The sequence below is a fragment of the Streptomyces sp. NPDC001714 genome (assembly GCF_042892755.1).
Lineage (GTDB): Bacteria > Actinomycetota > Actinomycetes > Streptomycetales > Streptomycetaceae > Streptomyces.
Genome location: NZ_JBIAUL010000011.1, coordinates 283,845 through 309,792 on the forward strand (window position 1 = coordinate 283,845; position 25,948 = coordinate 309,792).

The 25,948-nt window shown below is 71.7% G+C and carries 21 protein-coding genes, 1 tRNA gene and 1 riboswitch; of the genes, 7 read left to right on the top strand and 15 right to left on the bottom strand.

What is annotated here, in order from left to right:
- Positions 1-40 precede the first annotated feature (40 nt).
- The 4 genes from ACFY0P_RS28285 to ACFY0P_RS28300 form a co-directional block, all read right to left on the bottom strand.
- Positions 41-829: an amino acid ABC transporter ATP-binding protein gene (locus ACFY0P_RS28285; protein ID WP_388918842.1), complete on the bottom strand. Its 789-nt coding sequence runs from the start codon at positions 827-829 to the stop codon at positions 41-43.
- The gene (locus tag ACFY0P_RS28290) at positions 826-1,806 is read right to left on the bottom strand and encodes an amino acid ABC transporter permease (protein ID WP_388918845.1); all 981 of its coding nucleotides are present in this window, start codon (positions 1,804-1,806) and stop codon (positions 826-828) included. The genes ACFY0P_RS28285 and ACFY0P_RS28290 overlap by 4 nt, the downstream gene beginning before the upstream one ends.
- A 390-nt stretch (positions 1,807-2,196) precedes the next feature.
- A riboswitch (SAM riboswitch) is annotated at positions 2,197-2,305 on the bottom strand.
- 77 nt (positions 2,306-2,382) lie between these two features.
- Positions 2,383-3,255, bottom strand: a complete 873-nt coding sequence (locus tag ACFY0P_RS28295; protein ID WP_388918848.1) for a glutathione S-transferase C-terminal domain-containing protein — start codon at positions 3,253-3,255, stop codon at positions 2,383-2,385.
- Positions 3,256-3,411: 156 nt separating this feature from the next.
- On the bottom strand, positions 3,412-3,543 hold the full coding sequence (locus ACFY0P_RS28300) for a hypothetical protein (RefSeq protein ID WP_362599284.1): 132 nt from the start codon (positions 3,541-3,543) through the stop codon (positions 3,412-3,414).
- Between the two features lie 160 nt (positions 3,544-3,703).
- Between ACFY0P_RS28300 and ACFY0P_RS28305 the strand changes: the two genes are divergently transcribed.
- Entirely contained in the window at positions 3,704-3,961 is a 258-nt protein-coding gene (locus ACFY0P_RS28305; protein ID WP_388918851.1) for a hypothetical protein, read from the top strand.
- 152 nt (positions 3,962-4,113) lie between these two features.
- Entirely contained in the window at positions 4,114-4,926 is an 813-nt protein-coding gene (locus ACFY0P_RS28310) for a hypothetical protein (RefSeq protein ID WP_388918854.1), read from the top strand.
- 4 nt (positions 4,927-4,930) lie between these two features.
- On the opposite strand, the gene ACFY0P_RS28315 is transcribed toward ACFY0P_RS28310, so the two are convergent.
- The gene (locus tag ACFY0P_RS28315) at positions 4,931-5,614 is read right to left on the bottom strand and encodes a DUF2218 domain-containing protein (RefSeq protein ID WP_388918857.1); all 684 of its coding nucleotides are present in this window, start codon (positions 5,612-5,614) and stop codon (positions 4,931-4,933) included.
- A gap of 110 nt (positions 5,615-5,724) precedes the next feature.
- Between ACFY0P_RS28315 and ACFY0P_RS28320 the strand changes: the two genes are divergently transcribed.
- Positions 5,725-8,343, top strand: a complete 2,619-nt coding sequence (locus ACFY0P_RS28320; RefSeq protein WP_388918859.1) for a DUF6185 family protein — start codon at positions 5,725-5,727, stop codon at positions 8,341-8,343.
- Positions 8,344-8,481: 138 nt separating this feature from the next.
- Here the strand turns inward: ACFY0P_RS28320 and ACFY0P_RS28325 are convergent, their stop codons facing one another.
- From ACFY0P_RS28325 to ACFY0P_RS28355, 7 genes are all read right to left on the bottom strand, one after another.
- Positions 8,482-9,351: a hypothetical protein gene (locus tag ACFY0P_RS28325; RefSeq protein ID WP_388918862.1), complete on the bottom strand. Its 870-nt coding sequence runs from the start codon at positions 9,349-9,351 to the stop codon at positions 8,482-8,484.
- Between the two features lie 259 nt (positions 9,352-9,610).
- Complete coding sequence (locus ACFY0P_RS28330; protein WP_388918864.1) at positions 9,611-10,621, bottom strand: ABC transporter ATP-binding protein; 1,011 nt, start codon at positions 10,619-10,621, stop codon at positions 9,611-9,613.
- The gene (locus ACFY0P_RS28335) at positions 10,618-11,667 is read right to left on the bottom strand and encodes an ABC transporter ATP-binding protein (protein ID WP_388918867.1); all 1,050 of its coding nucleotides are present in this window, start codon (positions 11,665-11,667) and stop codon (positions 10,618-10,620) included. Before ACFY0P_RS28335 ends, ACFY0P_RS28330 begins: the two co-directional genes overlap by 4 nt.
- Positions 11,660-12,628 (bottom strand): ABC transporter permease, encoded by a 969-nt coding sequence (locus tag ACFY0P_RS28340; RefSeq protein WP_388919074.1) that lies wholly within the window; start codon positions 12,626-12,628, stop codon positions 11,660-11,662. Before ACFY0P_RS28340 ends, ACFY0P_RS28335 begins: the two co-directional genes overlap by 8 nt.
- Positions 12,629-12,630: 2 nt before the next feature.
- Complete coding sequence (locus ACFY0P_RS28345; protein ID WP_388918870.1) at positions 12,631-13,671, bottom strand: ABC transporter permease; 1,041 nt, start codon at positions 13,669-13,671, stop codon at positions 12,631-12,633.
- Positions 13,668-15,407, bottom strand: coding sequence for an ABC transporter substrate-binding protein (locus ACFY0P_RS28350; RefSeq protein WP_388918873.1), 1,740 nt, complete (start codon positions 15,405-15,407; stop codon positions 13,668-13,670). Before ACFY0P_RS28350 ends, ACFY0P_RS28345 begins: the two co-directional genes overlap by 4 nt.
- A gap of 31 nt (positions 15,408-15,438) precedes the next feature.
- Entirely contained in the window at positions 15,439-16,335 is an 897-nt protein-coding gene (locus ACFY0P_RS28355) for a proline iminopeptidase-family hydrolase (RefSeq protein ID WP_388918876.1), read from the bottom strand.
- Between the two features lie 322 nt (positions 16,336-16,657).
- Between ACFY0P_RS28355 and ACFY0P_RS28360 the strand changes: the two genes are divergently transcribed.
- On the top strand, positions 16,658-17,368 hold the full coding sequence (locus ACFY0P_RS28360; RefSeq protein WP_388919077.1) for a FadR/GntR family transcriptional regulator: 711 nt from the start codon (positions 16,658-16,660) through the stop codon (positions 17,366-17,368).
- Between the two features lie 480 nt (positions 17,369-17,848).
- On the opposite strand, the gene ACFY0P_RS28365 is transcribed toward ACFY0P_RS28360, so the two are convergent.
- Together ACFY0P_RS28365 and ACFY0P_RS28370 are read right to left on the bottom strand one after the other, a co-directional pair.
- A tRNA-Pro gene (locus ACFY0P_RS28365) sits at positions 17,849-17,925 on the bottom strand.
- A 45-nt stretch (positions 17,926-17,970) separates the two neighbouring features.
- Positions 17,971-19,398, bottom strand: coding sequence for an MFS transporter (locus ACFY0P_RS28370; RefSeq protein ID WP_388918879.1), 1,428 nt, complete (start codon positions 19,396-19,398; stop codon positions 17,971-17,973).
- A gap of 221 nt (positions 19,399-19,619) precedes the next feature.
- Between ACFY0P_RS28370 and ACFY0P_RS28375 the strand changes: the two genes are divergently transcribed.
- Positions 19,620-20,198: a TetR/AcrR family transcriptional regulator gene (locus ACFY0P_RS28375; RefSeq protein WP_388918882.1), complete on the top strand. Its 579-nt coding sequence runs from the start codon at positions 19,620-19,622 to the stop codon at positions 20,196-20,198.
- A 5-nt stretch (positions 20,199-20,203) separates the two neighbouring features.
- Here the strand turns inward: ACFY0P_RS28375 and ACFY0P_RS28380 are convergent, their stop codons facing one another.
- Positions 20,204-21,454, bottom strand: coding sequence for a PP2C family protein-serine/threonine phosphatase (locus ACFY0P_RS28380; protein WP_388918885.1), 1,251 nt, complete (start codon positions 21,452-21,454; stop codon positions 20,204-20,206).
- A gap of 274 nt (positions 21,455-21,728) precedes the next feature.
- Between ACFY0P_RS28380 and ACFY0P_RS28385 the strand changes: the two genes are divergently transcribed.
- Positions 21,729-22,697 (top strand): cyclase family protein, encoded by a 969-nt coding sequence (locus tag ACFY0P_RS28385; RefSeq protein WP_388918888.1) that lies wholly within the window; start codon positions 21,729-21,731, stop codon positions 22,695-22,697.
- Between the two features lie 142 nt (positions 22,698-22,839).
- Positions 22,840-25,854, top strand: coding sequence for a SpoIIE family protein phosphatase (locus ACFY0P_RS28390; protein ID WP_388918891.1), 3,015 nt, complete (start codon positions 22,840-22,842; stop codon positions 25,852-25,854).
- Positions 25,855-25,948 lie beyond the last annotated feature (94 nt).

Genomic DNA, 25,948 nt, shown 5'->3' on the forward strand with positions numbered 1-25,948 from the left:
GGAGGTCGAGGGGTGCGGCCGGCGGCCGCAGGACCTTGTTTCAGAGGACCTTGCTGAGGAAGTCCCTGGTCCGCTCGTGCCGCGGCTTGTCGAGGACCTCGGAGGGCGGCCCCTGTTCGACGATCCGGCCGCCGTCGATGAAGACGACCCGGTCGGCGATCTCGCGGGCGAAACCGATCTCGTGGGTGACGATGACGAGCGTGGTGCCGCTGGTGGCGAGGTCCCTGATGACGGAGAGGACTTCCCCGACGAGTTCGGGGTCGAGGGCGGAGGTCGGCTCGTCGAAGAGGATGACGCCGGGGCGCAGGGCGAGGGCGCGGGCGATGGCGACGCGCTGCTGCTGGCCGCCGGAGAGCTGGCGGGGGTAGGCGCCGACGCGTTCGCCGAGGCCGACGCGTTCGAGGAGTTCCTTGGCCAGCGCCTGGGCTTCGGGCTTGGTCAGCTTTCCGGTGGCGACGGGGGCCGCCGCCACGTTGTCCAGCACGGTCAGGTGCGGGAAGAGGTTGAAGTTCTGGAAGACGAAGCCGATCCGGCTGCGCTGGCCGAGAATGGTCCGCTCGCTCAGCTCCTTCAGCCGGTCGCCCTGCCGCTTCACCCCGATCAGCTCGTCGTTGATGCTGACGTAGCCGATCTCGGGCTTCTCCAGGTGGTTGATGACCCTGAGGAGCGTGGACTTGCCGGAGCCGGACGGCCCGAGGATGACGGTGACCTCGCCGGGGCGGATGGTCAGGTCGACGCCGTCGAGGACGCGGTGGGCGCCGTACCACTTGTGGACGTCGTGGATCTCCAGGGCGGCGGGGACCGTCTCCAGGGTGTCGGTGGTGCTCATACGGCGGCCTCCCGGCGGACGCGGGCGCGCAGGTCGGTCAGGCCGGCCCGCAGTCTCTGCAAGGGCGTCGGCGGCAGGGAGCGGGTGGCACCCCGGGCGTAGTACCGCTCGACGTAGAACTGGATCACGGAGACGACGCTGGTGAGGATCAGGTACCAGGCGGTGACCACCAGCAGCAGCGGCACGATGTCGCCGGGGTAGGTGGAGCCCATGCTCTGCGCGGTGCCGAAGAGGTCGAGCAGTGAGACGTAGAAGACCAGCGAGGTGCTCTTGATCAGACCGATGAGCTGGTTGACGTAGTTCGGGATGATCGACCTGAGCGCCTGCGGGAAGACGATCTTCCGGAACTGGTAGCCCTTGGGCAGACCGAGTGCGGCGGCCGCCTCGTGCTGGCCCTGGTCCACGGAGAGGATGCCGCCGCGGACCACCTCGGCCGCGTAGGCCGCCTCGTTGAGGCTGAGGCCGATGACGGCGATGGCCATGTCGGTGGCGAGCTTCGACTCGTCGAAGGAGAAGAAGGCCGGACCGAACGGGACGCCGACGCTCAACGTCTTGTACAGGGCGCTGAAGTTGTAGAGGAAGAGCAGCACCACGATGAGCGGGATGGAGCGCAGCGCCCAGACGTACGTCCAGCTGACCGCGCGCAGCACCGGGCTCCTGGAGAGCCGGGCCAGGGCCAGCAGGATGCCGCCGATGAGGCCCAACACCGCGCTGTACGCGGTGACTTCGAGGGTGATGACCAGTCCGTCGAGAATGGTCGGCCGCAGGAACCAGTAGCCCCAGCGGTCCCACTGGTAGAAGGGGTTGGTCACCAGTCCGTGCGCGAACTGGGCGACCAGGACGAGGACGACGGCGGTGGCGATCCAGCGTCCCGGCCGACGCAACGGTAGAACTCGCTGGGCGGCGAGGGATTTTGGTGGTTCGTCAGCGGCGGACGGCACCTCGGGGGCGATGGTGGCGCCTGGGGGTTCACTCATGGCGGGCTCCGGCGGAGTCGGACACCCACGTGTCCCACGGCGGGGGGCCGCGCGCCGGGCCGTGTTCGGGCACGGCTCGGTGCGCGGGGGCGCGCGGGGCACGGGGGCTGGGCGGACGGCGGCACACCGGGCGGCCGGTGTTTCGACGGGGACGCTGGGGTGCGGAGCTGCGGGAAACCGGCGGAAAGGCCTGGTCAGACCCGACAGCGGGCACAGCCCGGTGCGGTACACGCGCTACACAGGGCGCTGTTGACACGGAGCAGGTCGACGGCACGGTCGGCGACGAGCGGGCTCGGGTACGGGCGTACGCAGCCCTCGGCGCGGCGCTGGGCCGTCCTGGGAGCTGCGTACATGTCCGTCACCTGTCACTGTTCTGTCGGCCCCGGCGGGGCCTCGCGCTTACCGAATCGCCGTCGGTCCGGTCGTCACCTGGGGCACCCCACCGCGATGCGAGGGTTGCCGGTCAGCAAGCCAGGGCTTGATGCTGACGCTCATGACCGTTCTGGTCCGTAAGTAACGCAGTTGCCCGAACGAATGTCAACGCCTGTCCGACTGGCGGGACGGTTCGGGCGCCTCTCACCTGCGCGGAACGCCGGGAGCGTCGGCGGCGTGGCCCGCCCAGTCCAGGATCTGGACGGCCGCGCCGGCGGCTTCCAGGCCCTGGCAACGGCCGTGGTGGCGGCGGGCGATGCCGTCGAGGTCGAGGTGGGCGCCGAAGGCCGGGTGGGCCGCCAGCCGCCGGGCGTAGGCCCACAGCACCGGGTGGCCGGCGATGGCGTGCACGGCGGCGGCGTCGAGGTGATTGCGGTGCACGGTGTCGAGTTGCACCAGGGTCACCCACAACTCGATGTCGGCGGCGGTGAGTTGTCCGCCGACCAGGAACTCCACCCCGGTCAGCCGGCGCTCCAGCTCGTCCAGGGTGGCGAGCAGCACCTCCAGCGCCTCCAGGTCGCCGCCCTCTCGCCCGGCCCGCTGTGCTGCCTGCTCGATGCCCTCGGCGCACAGCCGCTCGACGGCCTCGATCTCGGCCTCCGCCTCGCACGGGTAGAGCCGGACGACACCGTCTCCGAAGTGCTGGTCCAGGTCGCGCAGGATGTCCCGGCTGTGGGTGCTGACGATACGGCCGGACCAGCCGTCGCTGAACACCGGCGCGAGGGCCGGTCCCGAGTAACGGTGGGCGCTGGCCTCGTACAGCGGGCGCAGCACCGCATGGCTGCCGTCGGGACAGTCCGGGACGGCGGGCAGGAAGGTGACCGGACAACAGTCGTCCAGGGCCAGCAGGCTGTGACCGACGGCGATGCGAAGGCCGTCGGGACAGGCGGTGGACAGGTGGAGCCGGTAGCGGCGCGGCACGGCGTAGTGGCCGCTGCGTGCGTCGCGGCCGATGCGGCCCCGGAAGGCGGGGGCGGTGCGGACGGACGGAAGGGCGGCGAGTGGAGTGATGGACATGCGTCTCCCCGGGGGCGGGCGGGCGCGCGGACGTACGCGCGGCGGAAGCGTTCGTCGGTGGGTTGCCGGTGAGCCGTGGCCCGACGGGCCGTAGCCCGGTGAGCAGTCGCGAGCCCGGCGGGTGGGCGCTCGTCTCGTACGGCCGGGCTCGGGCGCTCAGCCTCTGCGGCCGGTGGCGCCGCACATCCGGAGCAGGTCGATGTGGCGGCGGGAGGTGAGCAGGGGAGCCGTCCAGGGCGCGGGGCTCTCGCGGCGCTGTCTGCCGGTGAGCGTGCGCAGGCGACCCATCTTTCCCTACCTTTTCACTAGGATTCCCACCTGGAGTGTCGATCGGTCCCCGCCCGGCGTCAAGGGGGCGTCCACGCCTGGGACACCCGGCCCCGACTTGCCGCCGGCCGGGAGGGGCGGTGCGCTGGTGGCGGAGGCCGAGCGACAGGAGCCGTAGCCGATGACCGAGCCCCCGGGTCCCGGGCCGGTGCCGGGCGCCGTGCCCGAGACCTTCGCGTTCCGCTGCGGGCGGTGCGGCCACGGCTGGGAGGCCACCTTTCAGGCGGTGTTCTTCACCGACCCGATCGCCGATCCGGAGCTGCAGAGCACCCTGGAGTACGTCGACGAGGCCGGCCGGGCCGTGCCGTCGCCGCTCGCGGACGCGGTGTGCCCGCGCTGCGGCAGCCGGCGGGTGCGGATCACGGCGACCGGATCATGACGCTCACCCGATTGGCACGTGCGGGTGGTCGGCGCACGCGGCCGGTGGTGGCGTGGAGGGACGCACCGACACCGTCCGGCGTCGTCCGGCGGAAGGGGCGCACCGGCGCCGTCCGCCCGGTGACGTACCGCGTTCCCGAGGAGGCAGTCGCGATGACCCGTCCGTCCCGACCCGCGCGTGTGCTCGCCACGGCCCTGGCGGCGGGGACCCTGCTCGCCACCGCGGCGGCCTGTTCGGACGGCAGCGGCTCCCCCGAGGCCGCGGCCGTCTCCCCCGCCGCCGAGCCCACGCCGGCCCCCTCGCGCACCCCCGCCCTCACCGGCCCCGGGGCGCAGGCCGCGCTGATCACGCCGGCCGACATCGAGGACGACTGGCAGCTGGCCAACGACGCCGCCACCTGGCGCAACCAGATGCTGGTCGGGAAGGTCGACGTCGCCCAGTTCCTCAGCGGGAAGGCCAGTGCCGCCGACTGCCAGCGGCTGCTGGACAGCCTCTACTCCGACACCCTGCTCGGCCGTGCCACCGGCGCCTCCGGGCTGCGCGGCTTCACCTCGGAGGACTCCCGGCTGCTGTACCAGGTCGGGGACTACGGCCAGGCCACCATGGACGCCACCATCAAGTGGCTGAAGAACCTCCCCACGGAGTGCAACCAGTTCACGGCCACCGGCTCGGACGGCAGCAAGCGGACCGTGCAGGTGGTCGAGTACAAGGAACCGCCCAAGGTGGGCGACGCGCTGGCGGCGCTCACGGTCACCGTCCAGGGCACCTCGAACGGGCAGCCCGCCACGACCACCCTGGATGTCGCGGCGCTGCGCATCGGCGCCTCCGGGGCCGCGGTCACCAACGGCGGCCTCTCGGGCGTCGACCACGACAGCACCGCCCTGGCCTTGCAGAACGGCGCCCAGCGCCTCAAGGACGTGCTGTCCGGCAAGACGCCGGCACCGCTGCCGAGCCAGTTCGACTGACCGGTCAGTGGGGTTGCGGGGCCTCGGAGTTGCGCTGGGTGGTGCCCGGCTCCCCGTTGTCGCGGTGCCAGGCGACGACGAGTTCGTCACGGGTGCCGAAGCGGACCAGGTGCCGGCCGACGACACCCTCCAGGACCTCGAGGTTCTCGGGGTCCGTCTCCACGGTGAGCAGCAGGGCGCCCTCGGTCGCGGTGAGGGTTCCCGTGCCGTTCTGGAAGACGATGCCGCCGGTGCCGGTCTCCTCGTCCCAGCTGGTCTGCGAGCGGCGTCCCAGGTGCGAGGCGAGCTGCTTGGCGTAGCGGGCGGGGCGGTCGGTGGGGACGCGGGCTTCGGAGCGGGCCATCTGGGACTCCCGGTGGTGCGGGGCGGGCATACGGTGACGGGGCCACGCTACGTCGGGGCCCGGGGTGCGGTGCCGTACCCGGGGTCGCAACCTGTGCATGCCGGTCGTGTCGCCTGACGCCGGCGAAGCGCGTGCCGACGGCACCAGCCTGCGGCGGCCGATGCGGTCCACGGCCGGACAGCCGGCCGTGGCACCGGCGACCGCGGTGAACGAGTGGACGAGCAGTGCCGCGACCGTGGTGTCGCCCATGTGGAGGGCGTCGAAGACCTGCGTCCAGAACACGCCGATGGCGAAGTACGGCAGCACCCCCAGCCCTTCGGCCGCCTCGAACCGGGCCCCGCACATGCCACCGGCACGCCCAAGGGGGTGTGTGTCAGGGGTTCGACGTGTGTCTGTGCATGACAGATACGACGCTTTGTCTAGATTCGCCGGGGACAGGGAGAGGTGTCGGCCCGATGGCGATGACTCGATGGTGGCGGCTGCTGTCACTCGTGGTGCTGGTGTCATGCGTGTGGACGTGCGACCCGGCGTCGGCGCAACCGCGGCGGGCCCCCGGTACCGGCTGCCAGTCGGAACGCCTCGAGGGCAGCATCGTCGAGGCCGTCTTGCGCTTGCAGCAGCACAGGCAGTCGCACCCCCTGGTCGTCTCCGACATGACGGTGCGGGTGCCGAGGCTGTGGCCGCTCGCCAAGCAGCTGACGTTCAGCGTGCACTCCCCGCAGTACCGCCTGGCCATGCGGTGCCTGCTGCTCGGCGACGAGACACCCGGGCCGCGCAACGAATGGCATCCCCGCGATCCCGTGGTGACCGCCACCGACTCCTCGGTCGAGGTGCACTACATCGCGTACAACTGGATCACCACGGACAAGCCCTTCCTCGTGGGCCCCTGGGAAATCGTCCCCACAGGGAGAAGATGGATGGTCTACCTGTGGCCGCCGACACTTCAGACCGTCCGGTGGAAGCGGATCGAGGCCCATCTGGACGGCCTAGGCTTCAGCGACCTCGTGGAACGCGCTTCGTCCTCCACGGAGAACGAGCTGGTGTGGAAGAACAGGCTGCCCCAAGAGGTCCAGGTGGAGGTCGATCCGCCCTGGCAGCGCCGGCTGACGGTGACGCTCGCCCAGTCGCTCTGGGCCACCGCGGGCATCGCCTCGTGGTGGGTGTGCGCCTCGGTCCTGATCGCCGTGGCCGCACTCCGTGCCCGGCGCACCGGAACAGCCGCCGCGCACGGGCCACCTCCCCGGCCACCGGTCGGGGAGGTGGCCCGGCAGCCGGCGGCGGACGTCCCCGACACCGGACACGGCACGAGCTTCACGCGAACGCTGCTGGAGTGGGCCGTGCTCAGCGGGGCGGTCGCCCTGGCACTGCTGCTGCTCGTCCCACAGCAGGGAGTCACACCCCGGTCGTACGCCGTCCTCTGCATCCCGGCGGGCCTGGCCCTGGTGCTCGTCGCCCGCCCCTGGGTCCTCGGCGCGCCACCGACCGCGCCTGGCGCCGGCCCTGACGAACCGGCCCGGCCCTCCCGCGTCCGCGGCGTCCAGCGTCGTCAGGCTCGCGCCGTCACGGCAGCCACGTGTGCGGTCGCGGGCATCGGCCTGCTGGTGATCGTGGCCCACGATGCCTTCGGTCTTCCGGCGAACCTGGACCCGGGGACGACAACAGCCCTGGGTCGCACCGGGCTTGTCCTGGTCGGCCTGGCGACCGTGTGGCTGTGGCTGGCCGCGATGCTCGCCTGGGCCTGGCGATTCGCACACGAAGGAGGACTGCTGCGCGAGCGCTGGACCCGGCAGTGGGACAAGGTCCCCGAGCAGTGCGTGGCCGTCACCGGAGGTCTGCTGACGGCCGTCGCCGGGATTCTGCTCGCGATCGCCTGGCGGGCGAACGCGCAACAGTGGGGGCGCGTCACCTGGCTCGCCGAGCAGTACGACCCTGCCGGGTACAACAAGTACCAGAGCAAGCTGCTGGAGAACTTCTTCTTCAGCGATCTGAAATGGATCTTCGCCTACAGCTGGGTGCTGACAGGCATCGCCCTGCTGGCGCTCCTGCGTTACCGCAACCGGCCGGCACTGACACGCAGCCGCCGATTCGAGCGGTTCTCCCCCGGGCCGAGCAAGCTGGATCTCCTGCTGACCGTCTCCTTGTTCGCCTTCTTCGTCGGACTGCGGGCGGCGAAGTTCGCGGGTGCCGGCGCACTGTACGGCGTCTGGCTGGTGCTGAACATCGCCGCCGTGTACGCCGTCCTCGGCGTCGGGCGCCATTGGTCCGTGCTGAGCCGGATGGGCGAGAGTTTCCATGCGAAGAGGCTGGGCACCGAGCCGCACCGGCACGCATTGGTGGAGAAGGCCCGCCACTACCTCAACGTCAACCACCAGATGCGCCTCCTGGACCACGGTCATGCGGGCGGGGTGACCTACGAGGGGCTGGAAAAGGAGCTGGAAGACCTGCGCAACTGGCTGGTCACCGCGTGCGAGGGTGCCGATCCGCCGGAGCAGATCTCGGTGCTGGACGTCGCCCTGGCCTGGGGGCCGGACGGGCGCTGGTGGTCCAATGCGGTCCGCGCGGCGCGTCTGGCATTCTGGTTCGGGCTGCCGGCCACCGGGCTGCTGCTCTACTACCAGGCACAGGATCCCTACGGGCGAGCGCAGATCCTGTTCACCCCCGTCGGCGTTCCGGAACTCGTCGCCGACCTGATCCTCTATCAGATGGCCTGGGCGGCGGCCGGCTTCACGCTCGGGGCGCTGTGGCGTCTGCTGCCGGGACGCCGGAGCCAGGCGCGGGCGTGGCTCCTCACCGCCGCCTACGGCGTCCCCGTGGTACTCGCCGCCGCGTTCATCCATGTCATCGACGCCGATCCCCGCCAGCTGTTCCTGTACGCCGCGCTCCTCCTGTGCGTCCTGACGCTCACCAGCATCTGGATGGACCTGGCGACCTTCCGCAAGGACTGGCAGTACCTGCCCAGCCGTTTCGCCCTGCTGCTGTTCGTCTACCAGCTGCGCGGCCTGTCCGTGCAGATCGCCTGGGTCCTCGTCCAGACGGGGGCCATCGTGGGGATCTGGGTCAATCTGACGCGCTGAGGGGACCGACCACCGACAGGGCCCGGAGGCAGCGCACCCGGGCCCGTCGGCAGGCGCAGGCGGAGATGTCCTTGACCACGGCGCATCCCAGACCGTACGCACTGATCCCGCGCACGACCATGCCGTTCCCGGTCCACGTCACGGCTGCCGGCCGGTGCTTCCCCGCTCCGGGACGTACCAGGTCACGCCGTCGGCCGCCGCGGGCAACCGCCCGCCCCGGTCCGCCAGTCGCGCACCGGGCCGGTCGTCGATATTCGCGGAGAGAACGAGGCGGGCCGCGGTTCGCCAGCGCTCGTAGGTCTCCGGCGCGGCGGTGGCCAGCCGGTGCACATCGGTCACCCGGAGCCGGCCGCCCAGGCCCGCCGCGCCCGTCGGGCGCAGCCACCGCAGCTCCGCACCCGCCAGCGGTTCCAGAGCCCGGTCCGGCACCACCTGCTCGCAGCGGGCCAGGTCCCCTTCGGCGGCGGTCGCGTAGAGGGCCAGCGCGACGAGTACGACGGCCATGTGCGCGTCGAGCGCGTTGCCTCCGGCGGGCGGGTAGAGCCGCTCGTAGACCTCGCCGTCGCTCGGCAGGGCCCAGGCGCACAGCCGCCGCGCCCAGTGCAGGCAGTCGGTCAACGGCGGGGTGCCGGTCGAGGTCAGGACGCGGCCCTCCCAGCGCAGCAGCCGCTCGGGCGCGTCCGGCGACGGCGGGTACGGTGTCCGGTCCTCGGAGATCCTCGGCACCATGTCGATCTTGACCATCGCGCCCGGGAACCGGGGCGGCGAACCCTGCGTGCTCAGGTGCAGCAACTGGCGCACCCCGCACGCGGCCACCTCGGGGTCGGTCCAGACGTGGCCTTCCGCGCACTCCAGGTACGCCTCGCGTCCGTCGGCCACCAGCGTCAGTCCTGTCGTGCGGCCGCAGCGCGGGCAGAACAGCGGCACGTCCAGTACGTCGTCGATCAGATCGCCGTACTTCGTCACGACGATCTCGCCGGAAACCAGCACCCGGACCAGTCCCTGCACGCGTGTCCCTCCGAGCGGACCGACGGTCACTGTCGTCACCGATGGTCACACATCCGCACCGGCTGGACCGGTCCCACCGGCCCAAGGCGCGCAGGGCGGGTGCAGTGGCACGGTGGACGGCCTCGGCCGGGGGCGGAACCGGGCTGTCAGGCCGCGGTCGCCGGGGACTCCCCGGACGAGGTCCGCGCGATGGCCGCCGGGCACCACGACGAGGAGCAGCTCATCGCCCTGGTGTCCCTGATCGCGGTCATCGCTCCGTTCAGCCGGCCAGCGGGAAGTGGCAGGCCACCTGGCGGCCGGCGGCGCCCGGTGCGAGCCGTGGGCGTTCCGTCGCGCACCGCTCCCGGGCGTAGGGGCAGCGGGTGCGGAACGGGCAACCTGTGGGTTTGTCCACCGGGTTGGGCACCTCCCCGGTCAGGACGATCCGTTCTCGGGGTGGCCCGTCGTGCGCGAGCGTGCCGTCGTCGATGTCCGGGACCGCCGACAGCAGGGCCTGGGTGTACGGGTGCGCGGGGGCCGTGTACAGCGCCTCCGTCTCGGCGAGTTCGACGATCTCGCCGAGGTACATGACGGCGATCCGGTCCGACACGTGCCGTACGACTCCGAGGTCGTGCGCGATGAAGACGTAGGTGAGGGCGAACTCCTCCTGGAGGTCGGCGAACAGGTTCAGCACCTGGGCCTGGATCGACACGTCGAGCGCGGACACCGGTTCGTCGGCGACGATCAGCTTCGGGCGGGTGGCCAGGGCCCGCGCGATGCCGATGCGCTGGCGCTGGCCGCCGGAGAACTCGTGCGGATACCGGTCCAGATGGGCCGTCGCCAGTCCTACGACGTCGAAGAGCTCGGCGACCCGCCGGCGCACCGCGCCCGCGTCGCCGTACCGGTGTACGAGCAGCGGCTCGGCGACGATGTCCCCGGCGCGGCGGCGGGGGTTGAGGGAGGCCTGCGGGTCCTGGAAGACCAGTTGCATGCCCGGCCGCACCGGGCGCAGGCGGCGGGTGGAGAGGGTGGAGATGTCCTGCCCGTCGAACTCGACCCGCCCGCCGGTGAGTTCGGTGAGCCGGACCAGACAGCGGGCCAGCGTGGACTTGCCGCAGCCCGACTCGCCGACGACACCGAGGGTCTCGCCGCCGCGCACCTCCAGAGAGACACCGTCGACGGCGCGCAGGACCCGGCGCGCGCCCCGGAGGGGGTAGTGCTTGGTGATGTCCGTGGCGCGCAGCACTACGTCGTGCGCGGGGACGGCCGTACCGTCCTGTGCTGTCGTCACGACGCCACCTCCGCGTCCCGGTCCCTGCCCTGTTTCCCGTCGGCCGCTCGTGCGGTCAGCCGCAGTCCCGCGCGGTCGTCCGGTGCCAGCCAGCACGCGTCCAGGTGCGAGGCGTCCTCGCCGCCGGAAGTCAGCACGGGCCGCTCCGCGCACCGGTCGTGGCGGAACCGGCAGCGCGGGGCGAACGCGCAGCCCTCCGGAAGGGCACCGGGCGAGACCGGCACGCCCGCGATGGTGGGCAGCCGCCGCAGCCGGGGGCCGCCCACGCGGGGCACCGAGTCCAGCAGGCCCCAGGTGTACGGGTGCCGCGGGCTGTGGAACACCGCCCGCCGCGGACCCTCCTCGGCCGCCCGGCCGCCGTACATGACGAGGACCCGGTCGGCGATCTGCGAGACCACCCCCATGTCATGGGTGATGAGCACCATGGCCGAGCCGCGGGCGTTCAACTCCCGCATCAGATCGAGGATCTGCGCCTGGACGGTGACGTCCAGCGCCGTGGTCGGCTCGTCGGCGATCAGCAGCGCGGGATCGCAGGAGAGGGCCATGGCGATGACCGCGCGCTGCCGCATGCCGCCGGAGAACTCGTGCGGGTAGGCATGCGCCCGGGAGGCCGCGTCGGGGATGCCCACGTCGGAGAGCAGCCGTACCGCGCGGGCCCCGGCCTCCTTGCGGGAGACTTTCTCGTGCGCCCGGATCTGCTCGGCGATCTGCCAGCCCACGGTGTAGACGGGGGTCAGGGCGGTCATCGGGTCCTGGAAGACCATGGCGATCTCCCGGCCGCGCACCGCCCGCATCTCCTTGTCGGGCAGGGTCAGCAGGTCCCGTCCCCGGAAGCGGACTTCGCCCGCCACGGTGACGTTCGGGTTGGTGAGCAGCCGCAGCACGGCCAGCATCGACACGCTCTTGCCCGAGCCCGACTCGCCCACCACGCCCAGGACCTCGCCGGGCGCGACGGAGAAGGAGAGTCCGTCGACGGCGGTGACCAGGCCTTGGCGGGTGCGGAACCGTACCCGCAAGTCTCGTACGTCCAGCAGGGGTTCAGGCATGGCGGGCCCTCGGATCGAGTCGCGCGTACAGGATGTCCACCAGGGCGTTGGCGAGGACCACGAAGAACGCCGCGTACAGCACGGTCCCCATGATCACCGGCAGGTCGAGGTTCTGGAGGGCGTCGTAGGTGAGCTTGCCGATGCCGGGCAGTCCGAAGACCACCTCGGTCAGCAGCGCGGCCCCGCCGACGAGCGCACCGAAGTCCAGGCCGAACAGCGACACGATCGGGATCAGGGAGCAGCGCAGCGCGTGCCGGAGCAGGATCCGCCGTTCCGAGAGGCCCTTGGCACGGGCCGTGCGGACGTAGTCCTCGCCCAGCGCGGTGACGACCTCGCCGCGCAGCAGCCGGGCGTAGATCCCGGCGTAGAGCAGGGCCAGGGTCAGCCAGGGGAAGAGCATGTGCAGCGCCCACTGGCCGGGGTTCCGGCTCAGGCCGACGTAGCCGGGCGGCGGTACCCAGGAGAAGAGGGAGTCGTGGAACTGCTTCTGGGTGAGGAGGTTGACGACCTCGCCGAGCCAGTAGGCCGGCAGGGAGACGCCGACGACACCGACCAGCATGATCAGCGGGTCGGCGGCCCTGCCGCGCAGGGTCGCCGCCGCCGTGCCCATGAGGATCCCGGCCGTCATCCAGATCAGGGCCGCGCCGGCGACCAGGGACAGGGTGACCGGGGTGGCCTGCAGGATCTGCGGGATCACCTTGGAGCCGCGGTTGACGAACGACTCCAGGTCCCGGTCGACCAGCAGGTGCCGCATCATCAGCAGATAGCGGACGGGCAGCGGCCGGTCGAGGCCGAAGGAGTGCCGCACCTGGGCGAGGGTGGCCGGGTCCGCGTTGCGCCCCGCGATTCGGGCGGCCGGGTCGACGCCCGGGGTGGCGAAGAAGATCAGGAACACCATCACACTGATCGCGAACATCACCAGCAGGGCGGAGCCGAAGCGTTTGAGGGCGAAGACGAGCATGGTCACACCCCTCCGCGCAGCCGGGCGCCCGGGTCGAGGGCGTCGCGCACCCCGTCGCCGAGGACGTTGAGCGCGGCCGTGGTCAGCGCGATCAGCAGACCGGGGGCGATGGTCACGGTGGGACGGGTGTAGAGCAGTCCCAGACCGTCCTGGATGATCGTGCCCCAGCTGGCGTCGGGCGGCTGGACACCCACCGACAGGAAGGACAGCGCCGACTCGGTCAGCATGGCCAGCGCGGTCATCAGCGGCACGAAGACGATGGCCGTGGGGACGACGTTCGGCAGCACCTCGCGGCGCAGGATCCGCAGGGTGGGGGCGCCGGAGCCGATGGCCGCCTGGATGTACTCCTTGTTCCGCAGCACCAGCACCTGACCGCGCAACGGCCTCGCGATGTACGGCACGTAGATCGCCGCGATGATCGTGATCGGCAGCCAGAGGCTGCCGGCCTCCACGGTGACAGGGCCCAGCTTGAGGCCGTTCGTGAGCAGGACCACCGACAGACAGATCGCCAGCAGGTACACCGGGAACGCCCAGATGACGTCCAGGATCCGGGAGATGACCGAGTCCACGACCCCGCCCGCGTAACCGGCGACCACACCGACGGCCGTCCCGACGGCGCAGGACAGCAGGGCCGCCGTCACCCCGATGAACAGGCTCGTGCGGCCGCCGTACAGCAGGCGGGCCATGACGTCGCGGCCCTGGTTGTCGGCGCCGAGGAAGTAGTGGGCGGGGTCCCAGGTCGGGCCGATGGGCGTGACGCCGAGGCCGAGGCCGGTGCTGCTCGGGGTGAGCACCGGCACGGTCCTGCCGTCGATGACGGTGGTGCCGGAGACGTGGGACTGGAACGGGTCGGTGCGGGCGATGTGGTCCGCGTACCACGGTGCGCACAGAGTCGCCAGCACGACGAGGAGCAGGACCGCTGCGGCGGCCAGCGCCGACCTGTTGCGGAGCAGGTCGGCGGCGGCCGTCCGCCAGGGGCCCGGCGAGCGCCGGGCCCCGGCCGACGGGGCGGGGTTCGCCGTGGGAGCGACTGCGGGGGTCATTTCACCCACAGTTGCCCGAGCAGCATGTAGAACTGCTTGCTGAACCGGTAGTTGCCCACCCGGGTCGAAGTGAAGTCGATCAACTTCGGGTTGATCAGCGGGACCACCGGCGACTCACCCATGATCTCCTGGTCGATGGCGCCCCACTGCTTGTTCGCGGTCGCCTGGTCGGTCTGCGCGGTCTTGATCGCCGTCTGCATCTTTGCGTCGACGCCCTTGTCGCAGAACCCGGAGATGTTGATGCTGGAGTCGCTGCCGGGGTGGTAACTGGCGCAGGACAGCAGGACGTTGAGGAAGTCGGAAGCCGCCGGATAGTCCTGGTACCAGGACGTGAGGGCCAGCTGCACCTTGTTCTTGGTGTTCTGGATGTAGGTGAACTGGATGTTCGCGGACAGCGGCTTGAGCGTCGCCTTGTAGCCGAGTTGGGTGAGCAGGCTCTGGAGGTACTGCCCGATCGATTTGTTGACGTCGTCGTCCTGGACGACGATCCCGACCTCCTGACCGGCCGTACCGGACTTCTTCACCAGCTCCTTGGCCTTGGCGAGGTCCGCGGCCTTCCAGGTGGTGCCGCCGCCCTTGGTGTAGTCGCACGTGTCGACGTGTCCGGGGAAGCCCGGCGGGAGGATCGTGCAGGCGGGGGAGGCGAGGTTCGTGCCGCCGTACAGCCGGACGACGGCGGACCGGTCGACGGCGTAGTTGATCGCCTGGCGGGCCAGTTTGTTGCTGAACGGCGCCATGTTGACGTTGAGAGTGGCGTACCAGAACGCGGTCAGCGGATTCACATGCGCCTGGGAGGCGTACTTGGTCCCGATCTCGTTGAGGCGGTCGGCGGGCGGCGGGTCGTACATCCAGTCCGCCTGGCCGTTCTCCACGGCGGTCACCTCCGACTCGACCGTCTGGCCGAAGGTGTAGTCGATGTCGTCCGGGTAGCCCTGCGGCTGCGCCTCCCGCGACCATTCCCTGAAGTGCGGGTTACGCACCAGCTTCAGCGCCCGGTTGGGGTCGTACGACGCCGCCATGTACGGGCCCGTCGTCGGGAGCGGCTTGGTACCCGCGTCCTTCGCCGGCGAGTCCTTCGGGACGATGCTGGCGTGCGGGACCGCCAGCTTGTACGCGAACTCCGGGTCGGCGGCTGTCAGGTTGATGGTGACCGTGCCCGTTTTCGCGTCGCCGATCACGCCCTTGGGCAGGGTGCAGGAGGCCGGCGTCTTCAGACAGGCGTCGGCGCCGACGATGCCGTTGTAGAAGGTGCCCGCGGTGGGGCTGGAGACCTTGAAGATCCGTTCGAAGGACGCCACCACGTCGTCGGTGGTCAGGGCCTTGCCGTTGGAGAAGGTGACGCCCTTGCGGAGCGTGAAGGTGTAGGTCTTGCCGCCGTTGCTGATCTTCGGCAGGGCGGTGGCCAGGTCCGGGACGACGGTGAAGGACTCCTGCCCGTTCACCTTCTTGAAGGCCAGCAGTCCGTCGTACATCGACTGGTACAGCTGCCAGTACTGGAGTGTGTAGTTGACCTGCGGGTCGAAGCTGCCCGCCGCCGCGTGGGCGACCAGCTTCAGGGTGCCGCCCTTGTGCTGTGACTGGAAGGCGGCGGAACTCGAGCCGGAGGCGGAGCTGCCCGGGCCGGAGGAGGAGCCGCCGTCGGAGGACGAACAGGCGGCGGCGGTCAGGGCGAGCGCGACGGTGGCGGCGGCGAACCCGCTCCGTCTGGCGCGGGGTGGCAGGGCGCTGCGAGGCATGGCGGTGAACTCTCCCGGTCTCGGTCGGGGATCAGTCGGTGGAGTCGAGGAACTCGCCGACGACCCGGAGGTAGAGCTCCTCCTCCTCGACGTGCGGCATGTGGCTCGAATGCTCGAACATGTGCCAGCGCACATCGGGGATGCGGTCGGCGAAGGGGCGGAGGGTCTCGGGAGTGGCCTCGTCGAACCGTCCCGACACCAGCAGGGTCGGTGCCTCGATCAGGTGCAGCCGGTCGATGACGGACCAGTCCTTGAGGGTGCCGACGACGTGGAACTCGTTCGGGCCGTTCATCGTGTGGTACACGGTCGGGTCGGCCTCGATGTTGTCCCAAGTCGCCTGGACCTCTGGCGGATTGGGGGTGAGGCGGCAGACATGGCGGTTGTTGAAGACCTGTTCGGCCGCCCGGTAGTCGGGGTGGTCCGTGGTCCCGGCCTCCTCGTGGGCGAGCAGGGTCCGCTGGACCTCCGGTGGCAGTTCGGCGCGGAGTTCGGCCGCCGCCTTGAGCCACAGCTCCATGGACGCGGGGGAGTTGGCGATGACCAGACCTCGCAGCCCGGGTGGGCGGCGCACCGCGTGCTCGGCGGCGAGCATGCCGCCCCAGGACTGACCGAGGATGTGGTACGCGTCGGCGATGCCCAGTTCCCTGAGCAGGTTGTCGAGTTCGTCGAGGAAGAGCTGGACCGTCCAGAAATCGGCGCCCTTGGCGGGCAGATGGGTGGAGTGTCCGGTGCCGAGCTGGTCGTAGTGGATCACGGAGCGGCCCTGTCGGGAGATGCCCGCGATGCTGAGGGTGTAGTTGTGCCCGGCGCCGGGGCCGCCGTGCAGGACCACCAGGGGTGTCCTGCCCGGTTCGCCGGTGATCCGGTACCAGGTGGAATAGCCGTTGAAGTCGGCGGTTCCGGTGTGGTTCGGTTCGGGGATCGCCACGGGGAAGCCTCCCAGACCGGCCGGAATCAGCCGACCGCTGTCTGAAAAAGTCGGGGGTGACGGATGGGTGAGATAGTGATGGGGAAAAAGGTCAGCCCACAAGACCTTTTGGGCGGGCCAGGGCAAGACGTAACGGCGGGTTTACATGGGTCGCCCGCGTTTACAGAAGCGACGATTTTCGGGAGGACACCTGACATCCGCATCAGAGTCAGCAGAGTCACCTGACCCGCTCGGTCCTTCGGGAGACCGTGATGAGTACGCGCGCCTGATCGACCGCGTCCTCCTCGGCGGCAGCCTCTCGTCCACGCTCCGCCCGGTGCGGATGACCTCGGCCGTCGACGAGGTCGCCGACCGGCTCCTCACCGCGATCGCCGTGGGCGACTTCCTGCCGGGCGAACGGCTCCCGGCCGAGCGCGAGCTCACCGGGCTGCTGCACGTCAGCCGCCCCACCGTGCGCGAGGCCGTCGGGCGGCTCCAGGCCCTCGGGGTCATCGAGATCCGCCGGGGCCGCAACGGCGGGGCGTTCGTGCAGGACAGCTGGAGCGAGTCCTCCGGGGCCGCGGTCCGACGGACCCTGCTGCCCCGCTGGGAGGAGTTCGAGCAGCTCTTCGACCTGCGCGGACTGGTGGAGGGCATGGTGGCCGCGACGGCCGCCCGGCGCCGGCGGTCCGAGGACCTGGCGCCGATGCGGGAGGCCCTGTCCGCGCATCTCTCCGCGCGCACGCCCCGCGAGGAGCAGGCCGCCGACAGCGCCTTCCACCGCGCCATCTGCGAGGCCACCCACAACCCCCAGATCACCCGGCTCAGTCGCGAACTGCTGACCCGGATCAGCCTCGGCTTCCCGATCGAGCCGTGGGGAAAGGGCGAGCGCAGCCACTTCCACCGGGCGGGCGAAGGGCACGCCGCCCTCTACGAGGCGATCGCGGCGGGAGAGCCGGAGCGGGCGGAGGAGATCGCCCGGGAGCACTTCATGATCAGCGCGGAGATGATCCGGGAGGTGCTGGCCCGGGTGAGCGGGGAAGGGGCTGAGTGAGGGAAGGGCGTGGCGAGGCCGAGCGCGGACCTCGGTCATCCCTGAACCCCGGGGTGCAGAACCTCTCCACGGTGCGCGCCCGCCAACCCGGTCAAGACCAAGATCCGGACCATACAGGGGCCAACACCCGGCCCCTAGCGAGTCCAGCCCTTGTTTTCCCTGGTCACGGCGCCATGCCTCAGGTACCACCAGCACACCGAGAACCTGCCGGTACCCCATGGCGGGCAGCTCCCGGCGGTGGGAAGCTCCGCTGCTCCCGAGACGCCACGCTTGGCGCCCGGCCAAGGGAAACGTCCTGGTCGCGGCAGGTAAGGCAGGCGTGGTGGTCGCAGGTGGCCGCACGAGACCGGATGTGTCGGCCCTCCCCCGCCTCTCGGCGGCGGCACCGGCCTGCGACCACACTGCGACCACCAGCCCTCCGAGAACACGGAAGGCCGCCCTCCCGCGAACGAGAGAACGGCCTCCGACCTGCGTCAAAGCTGGTCGGGACGACAGGATTTGAACCTGCGACCCCTTGACCCCCAGTCAAGTGCGCTACCAAGCTGCGCCACGTCCCGCTGCGGAGTCACGCGGTGGATTCCGCGTGATCACGCAGGTCAACACTACCGCACGCGTACGGGTGCTGCCGTCGGCCGCTCCGTGACCGGGTCGGTGACGCGGCTCGCGCGGCGGACCGGGACGAGGAGGGCGGCCCCCGCGGCGGTCAGGCAGAACAGCGCGAGCATGGCCCAGGCGTGGGTGTAGCCGGAGGCGTACGGCAGCCCGGAGGGCTGGAGCCGGCCGGTGACCAGGACGCTGGTCAGCGCGGCGCCGATGGAGCCGCCGATGGTGCGGATGTTGGCGTTCATGCCGGTCGCGGCGCCGGTCTGCTCGGGCGGCACGCTGCCGACGATGAGGTTGGCCATCGAGGCGAAGGCCAGGCCGATGCCGAGGCCGAACAGGCCCGCGACGACGCCGATCTGCCACTGCTCGTCATGCCAGAGGGTGAGGAAGCCGCAGGCCAGCGCGCCGAGCGCGGCTCCCGCGGTGAGCTGCGCCTTGGCGCCGACGCGGTGTGCGAGGCGGCCGCCGAGGACGCCCGAGAGGAACATGGCGATGAGCATCGGCAGCATGAGCAGGCCGGACTCGGTGACGGTGGCGCCGAAGCCGTACCCGGCCGCGGCGGGGGTCTGGACGAAGCCGGGCAGGAAGGACCAGATCGCGTACATGCCGGCGCCGAAGAGGAGGGCGGCCGTGTTGGTGGTCCAGACGGCCGGCAGCCGCATCACGCGCAGGTCGATGAGCGGAGTGGCGGAGCGGGACTCGGTGAGCAGCCAGACCGCGAACAGGACGACGGCCGTGCCGAACAGCCCGAGCACCTTGGCCGAGCCCCAGCCCCACTGCCCGGCCTGGCTCAGCGGCAGCAGCAGCGCCACCAGCCAGGCGGAGAGCAGCCCGGCACCGAGCCAGCTGACGCTGCCCTCGGCCCGCCTGGGCGACTCGGGGACGTAGCGGGCGGCGATGACGACGGTCGCGGCGACCACGGCGACCGGGATCCAGAACAGCCAGCGGTAGTCGAGTGCCGAGACGATCGGCCCCGCGGCGACGATGCCGACGCCGCCGCCGGCCGCGATCACCGCGGACAGGTTGCTGATGCTGCCGCTGACCTCGGCCGGGGTGAACTCGTCGCGGATGATGCCGAAGGAGAGCGGGAACAGGGCGCCGCCGATGCCCTGGACGACCCGGGCGACGATCAGGACGCCGATGTTCGGCGCGAGGGCGGCGACCAGACAGCCGGCCAGGACGGCCAGCAGGACGACGACGAGGGTGCGCTTCTTGCCGATCAGGTCGCCGACCCGGCCGAGGATCGGGGTGAAGACCGAGGCGGACAGCAGATAGGCCGTCATCACCCAGGTCGCGGTGGACTGGGAGGTGTGCAGGGCGTGCTGGACGGTCGGCAGGGCCGGTGCGACCAGCGACTGGAGCATGGAGAACACGCCGGCACCGGTCGCGAGGACCGCGAAGGTGAGGCGGGTGGACTTCCGGGGCATGAAGGACCTCTCCGAAATCGGAACGGAGGGAAAGGGGATGGAACGGTGAGGGAAATGTCGGTGAGCGTGCGGGAAGGGGACACCGGGCCGCGTCCGGCCATGGCGGTACCGCTCCGCACTGCTAAAGTGGAGGTACCCCTCCACTCTACTGGAGGCAACCCTCCGCTTCAACCGAAGTTGAGGAAACCCTCCGGTTTACCCTGGTCACGCGGGAGGAAGCAGTGACGTACAGCCCGTTCCCCGTCAGCGAGATCGTCGCGTCCCGCAGACCGCACCGTAAGGACGCGGCCCGCAACTACGACGCACTGGTCACGGCCGCCCGCGAGGCGTTCGCCGAGCGGGGCGCCGACGTCTCCCTGGAGGACGTCGCCCGCCGCGCGGGGGTCGGGATCGGCACCCTCTACCGGAACTTCCCGACTCGCCGCGACCTCTTCGAGAGCGTCTACGCGGACGAGGTCAACGCGCTGTGCCGGGCCGCCGTGGACCTGGCCGAGCTGGAGCCGTGGGAGGCCCTTACGTCGTGGCTGGACCGGTTCACCGGCTACATGGTCACCAAGCGGGCGGTGCGCGAGGCCCTCAACGACGAGTCGGAGATCTTCCAGGCCTGCCGCGACTCGATGTACGCGGCCGGCGGCCCGCTGCTGGAGCGGGCCCAGAAGGCGGGGGTGGCCCGCACCGACATGGAGATCGGCGACCTGCTCCGCATGGTCTCCGGCATCACGGCGACGGCCTTCGACGACGACGCCCAGCGCAGCCGTGTCCTCGGCATCGCCCTGGACGGGGTACGCGCCGGCCGGTAGCGGGCTCAGAGCCGTACGACGACGAGCGCGACGTCGTCCCGGCCGCCGCTGGCGACGCCCAGGCGGGCCAGCACGGTGTCGGCGAGCTGCTCGGGGGGCAGATGGATGAACTCCCCGAGGACGTCGGCCAGTTGGTCCAGGCCGACGTCGATGTCCTGGTCCCGCCGCTCGATGAGCCCGTCGGTGTACAGGACGAGGGTGTCGCCCGGCTTGTACGGCAGGCTCGCCTGCGGGCGGGGAACGTGCCGCGGGCGGGCACCGAGGGGCGGGTCGGTGGCCTGGTCCAGCAGTTCACAGCTGCTGTCGGCGTGGATGAGCATCGGCGGCGGGTGGCCCGCGCTGCTGTAGGTGATCAGGCGGCTGCGCATGTCGACGACCGCTTTGACGGCGGTGGTGCCCAGCGCGCCCTCGACGGACCTGGCGTACAGACCGAGCACCTCCAGGGCCTGGGCGGGGCGTTCCAGGGCCCGGATGGCGGCGGACAGGGCGCTGCGGAGCATGCCCATGACAGCCGCCGCCTCGAGGCCGTGCCCGATGACGTCGCCGACCGCGACGGCGAGCCGGTCGGGCGGGATGTCGACGACGTCGTACCAGTCGCCGCAGACGTTGAGGGAGCCCGTGGCGGGCAGGTAGCGCACCGCGATGTCGCGGTGGTGGGCCAGGTCGGGGACGTGCAGCATGGCTTCCTGCAGGATGACGGCGACCTCGCGTTCGCGGGTGTGGGCCTGCCGCAGTTCGTCGTTGAGCCGTTGCAGTTCCCGTGCCCGCGCGTACAGTTCCGCCTCCAGAGCCTGTGTCCCCTTCAACTCCTCCGCCGACCGGCCGACGTCGGGGTGGGTGGCGCGGTACTCCTTGACGAACGCGGTGACGTCCTCCACCCGGTGGATGATGTAGGTCACCTCCCCGTCCGGGCCGAGCACGGGGGTGTTCACCGGGGACCACCACCGCTCCTCGAAGGCCCCGGGACGGCTGACGACGGGGATGTCGTACTTCTGCAGCGCCATCGTGTCGGCGCGGCCGGTGCTGAGGACCCGGCGCAGGGAGGCACCGAGATTGCGGACTCCGTCGGCCTCCGGGTCGGCGGGGTTGTCCGGGAACGCGGTGAAGATGTGCCGCCCCAGCAGGTCGTCCCGGGTGCGTCCGGTGGCCGCGAGATAGGCCCGGTTCACATCGACGATGACCAGGTCCGGACCGAGCACCAGATACGGGCTCGGCGTCGCGGCGAACAGCGCCGTGTGATCAACCCGCGATGCCACCGCTGACGCTCCTTCCCGCCTCAACGGCTCCATGCTCAATCTACGGTCCGTCCTGCGGCTCTGCCCGCCGTGCCGCCCCCGGACGCGCGAACCCGGCGCGCCGGCGCCGGGCGTGCCAGGCTGGGAGTCCGGGCCTACGGGCCGACGAGGCGTCGCCGGCCCATGCGGCGGCGTAGCGGCGGCGTACGGCTGCCGGCCCGTGCGGCGATGTACGACTGTCGAGCGCCGCCCCGCTGCCGGGGCCGGGTGCCGACGCCGGGAACGGTGAGTACGGATGAGCGCGAGCCCCGCGGACGGCCCGGACCCCGGTCCCACCGGTGCCCGGAACGGGCCTGCCGTCTCCCGCCGTGACTTCGACGCGCTCTTCGAAGCGGTCCGCACCTGGGGCCGCTGGACCCCGGCCGACCGCGGCGCCTGGAACCGGGTGGCCGCGGAGCAGGTACGACGGGCCACGGGCGCCGTGCGGTCCGGCCGGGTCGTGCCCCTGGCGCTGCCCTGGAACACCGCGCCGGGCCCCGACAACCCCAGGCCCGCCCTGCACCACATGACCGACCTCGGCGACGTGGAGAGCCCGGAGCCGGCCACCCACAAGGACTTCATCGCCGCCGACTACCACGGCAAGGCCGTCACCCATCTCGACGCCCTGTGCCACGTCTCCTACCGGGGACAGCTCTACGACGGCCGCACGGCGAGGGACGTCGTCGGCGCGGCGGGTGCCCGTTTCGGAGCCGTGTCGGCGCTCGGCCCCCTCGTCACCCGGGGCGTCCTCCTCGATCTCCCCGCCGTCCTCGGGGTCCGCTGGCTGGAGCCGGGGCTTGCGGTGCACGCGTGGGACGTCGTCGCCGCGGAAGAGGCACTCGACGTGCGGATCGGCGAGGGCGACGCGGTACTCCTGCGCTCCGGGCAGACCCGCCGTCGCGCGGACCTCGGCGCCTGGGACCCGGGCACGGCCTGCGCGGGCTTCCACGTGGACGCCGTACCACTGCTGGCAGAGCGCGGCATCGCGCTGCTCGGCGGTGACGGCGACAGCGACGTACGGCCCTCCCCCGTGGCCGGTGTGCACTCACCGGTCCATGCCCTGGCCGTGGCCGCGATGGGGGTACCGCTGCTGGACAACCTCGACCTGGAGGCCCTGTCGGCCGCGACGGCCCGGGCGGGGCGGTACGAGTTCCTGCTCGTGGTGGCACCGCTGAACATCCCGGGCGGGACGGGCTCGCCGGTCAACCCGGTCGCCGTCCTGTGACGCCGGGTACGCAATGACCGTTATCACACGTTTACCCTATTGTTGTAGTGAAACGTGTGGTAGTGACCTTGTGGTAGCGACACGGACGCTGCAAGCGCGAATGAGGCGAAGCGTGGTTCGGGGCAGCGGGAGAGCGGCAACGATGGGGCGTGCGACAGACGGCAAAGGGCCCGTCCGTTCGCGTGAGCGCTTCCTGCAGGGCGAGCCGGTCGAGGCCGGTGTCCGCACCCCCATCTCGCACTCGTGGCAGCGCTGCCGGGCCCTGGGCCTCTCCCCCGACCAGCCCGGACTCCCCTTCCGGGACGACTTCGAGCGTGATGCCCGGATCGTCCGTGCGGCCGTGCCGGTGCTCGACCGGCTGCAGTCCTGGTTCGCCGGCAGCAGGATGAACATCTCCGTAGCGGACGCGAACGGGACCGTGCTGCTGCGCCGTTTCGGGGAGAGCTCCCTCGCCGGCAGCCTCCCGGCGTTCCAGCGAGACCCGGGGTTCGTGTTCGCCGAGCAGTACGCCGGCACCAACGGGATCGGGCTCGCGCTGGCGGAGCGGCAGCTCGTCCAGGTCTACGGCGCCGAGCACTTCGCCGAGCGCGCGCAGGGCAACGCCTGCCGGGCACTGCCCGTCCGCGACCCGATCAGCGGCCGCATCGAGGGCGTCCTGTGCCTCGGCTACCCGCGCAGCGCCGAGGACCCGGCGCTGGCCACCGTGATACGCCGGGCGGCGCACGCCATCGAGAGGCGGCTGCTCGGACAGAGTTCCGAACGTGAGCGGGCCCTGCTGCGGGCGTACCTGGACACCGGCGCGGAGACCGCCGCCGGGCCTCACCACAGCCTCGGGGTCGGTGAGCTGGCCCTCGGGATGCGCCCCTGCGACCGGGCGGTCCTCATGGAGAAGGCCGTCGAGCTCATCTCCTGGGCGCAGCGGGCCGCCGTCCACGTGGCCCTGTCCGACGGCCGGCGGGTCACGCTGGTCAGCCGTCCGATGACGACCGCCACCGGCGTGCACGGCTTCGTCACCGAGGCCCTCCTGCCCGGCCCCGCACCGCACGAGCCCCTCCTCGTCCCGTGGTCGGCCGAGGAGCCGTGGCGCCCCACCCTCGTCCCCGCCGACTTCGCCCGCGACACCGCCGCGTCCGTCGAACCCGCGTCCCCCGTGCCCGCCACCGTCGTCCAGACGACGTCCGTCGTCCTCGCCGTCCCGCCGGCCCCGGCCGTCCCCGTCGCGGTGGCGCGCGGCTCCGTACCCGGAACCGCCGCGCCCGGCCTCGTCCCCCTCCAGGCCGAGACCCTCGGCATCGAAGGCGCGTCAGCGGGCGGTCCGGGCAGTGCGACGGGCGGGGACAAGGGCACACCAGGCGGCTGCGACGGCACGGCGGACGGCTCCGGAGCGGGAGCCCGCCCCGGCGTCGCGGCAGGCGGTCGTCGCGGCTCGCCGCCCCCGGCAGAGCCCCCGGCCAGAGGGCTCGTGCTGGTGGGAGAGCCGCATGTGGGGCGGTACGCCCTCGCCGCGCGTCGCCGCCTGGAGCTGCTGACCGACGCAAGCACACGCATCGGGACCACCCTGGACGTGCGGCGTACCGCCGAGGAACTCGCCGAGACAGCGGTGCCGCGGCTGGCCGACTATGTCACGATCGACCTGCCCGAGGCCGTACTGCGGGGCGAGGAGGCCGCCGACCCCTGCTCCGACCTGCACCGCACGGTGGTCCACGGCATCGCCGACGACTGTCCGTTCCACCCGGTCGGCAAGCGCGTCGACTACGCCCCGGCCACTCCGCACCTGCGCTGCCTGGCCGACGGGCGGGCCGTGCTGGAACCGGACCTGAGGGCCGCCATGGGCTGGCTCGCCCACGACCCGCCGCGCACCGAGATGATGCTGGCCCACGTCCACTCGCTGATCGCCGTCCCCCTGGTGGCCCGCGGCGTCATCCTCGGCGTGGCCGCGTTCTACCGTGGCCGGCACCCCGCACCCTTCGACGACGACGACCGCTCGCTCGTCCAGGAACTCGCCGCCCGCGCCGCCCTGTCCATCGACAACGCCCGGCGCTACACGCGGGAGCGCACCATGGTCCTGACCCTGCAGCGCAGCCTGCTCCCGCAGGGGCTGCCCGACCAGGACGCCGTCGACGTGGCGCATCGCTACCTGCCCGCCGAGTCGGACGTGGGCGGGGACTGGTACGACGTCATCCCCCTCTCCGGCACCCGGGTCGGCCTCCTGGTCGGGGACGTCGTGGGCCACGGCATGCTCTCGGCCGCCACCATGGGACGGCTGCGCACCGCCGCCCGCAGCTTCGCCGAACTCGACTTCTCCCCGGACGAGGTCCTCACCCACCTCGACAACCTGGTGGGACGCCTGGACCGGGAGGCCCCCGCCGCGGGCGAGACGGGCATCTTGGGCGCGACCTGCCTGTACGCCGTCTACGACCCGACCACGCAGCAGTGCACCATGGCCCGCGCCGGGCATCCTCCCCCCGCCCTCGTCCGCCCCGACGGCACGGTCTCCTTCCCGGACCTGCCCGCCGGGCCGCCGCTGGGCCTCGGCGGCCTGCCCTTCGAGGCCGTGGACATCGACCTCCCCGAGGACAGCCGGCTGGTCCTCTACACCAACGGGCTCATCGAGGGGCGCAACCGCGACGTGGACCTGGTCCTCGACCGGTTGCGCGGCGCCCTCGCCCACCCGGACCGCACCCCCGAGGAGATCTGCGAGACGCTTCTGGACACGGTGGCCCCGGTCCACCCCCATGACGACATCGCCCTGCTCGTCGCCCGTACCCACGCCCTGGCCCCCGACCGGATCGCCACCTGGGACCTGCCCGCCGACCCCTCCCTCGTCAGCGAGGTCCGCTCCTCGGCGATGCGCCGGCTGGCCGACTGGGGCATCGAGGAGGCCGGGTTCGCCGCGGAGCTGGTGCTCAGCGAACTGGTCACCAACGCCATCCGCCACGGCTCCGGCCCCGTGCGGGTGCGTCTGCTGCACGACCGGACCCTGATCTGCGAGGTCTCCGACCGCAGCAACACCGCCCCGCACCTGCGCCGGGCGGCCACCACCGACGAGGGTGGCCGCGGCCTGTTCCTGGTGGCCCAGCTGGCGCGGAGCTGGGGCACCCGCTACATCCGGCAGGGCAAGGTCATCTGGGCCGAGTGCGGGCTCGACGCCGCCTGAGGCCAGGAGAGGCCGCCGGTCCGGCCGCGTGGCTGACCCGTTGGTGTCATCACCGGCATCACATCCGGCAGCGCATCCGGCATGCGGGCGTCAA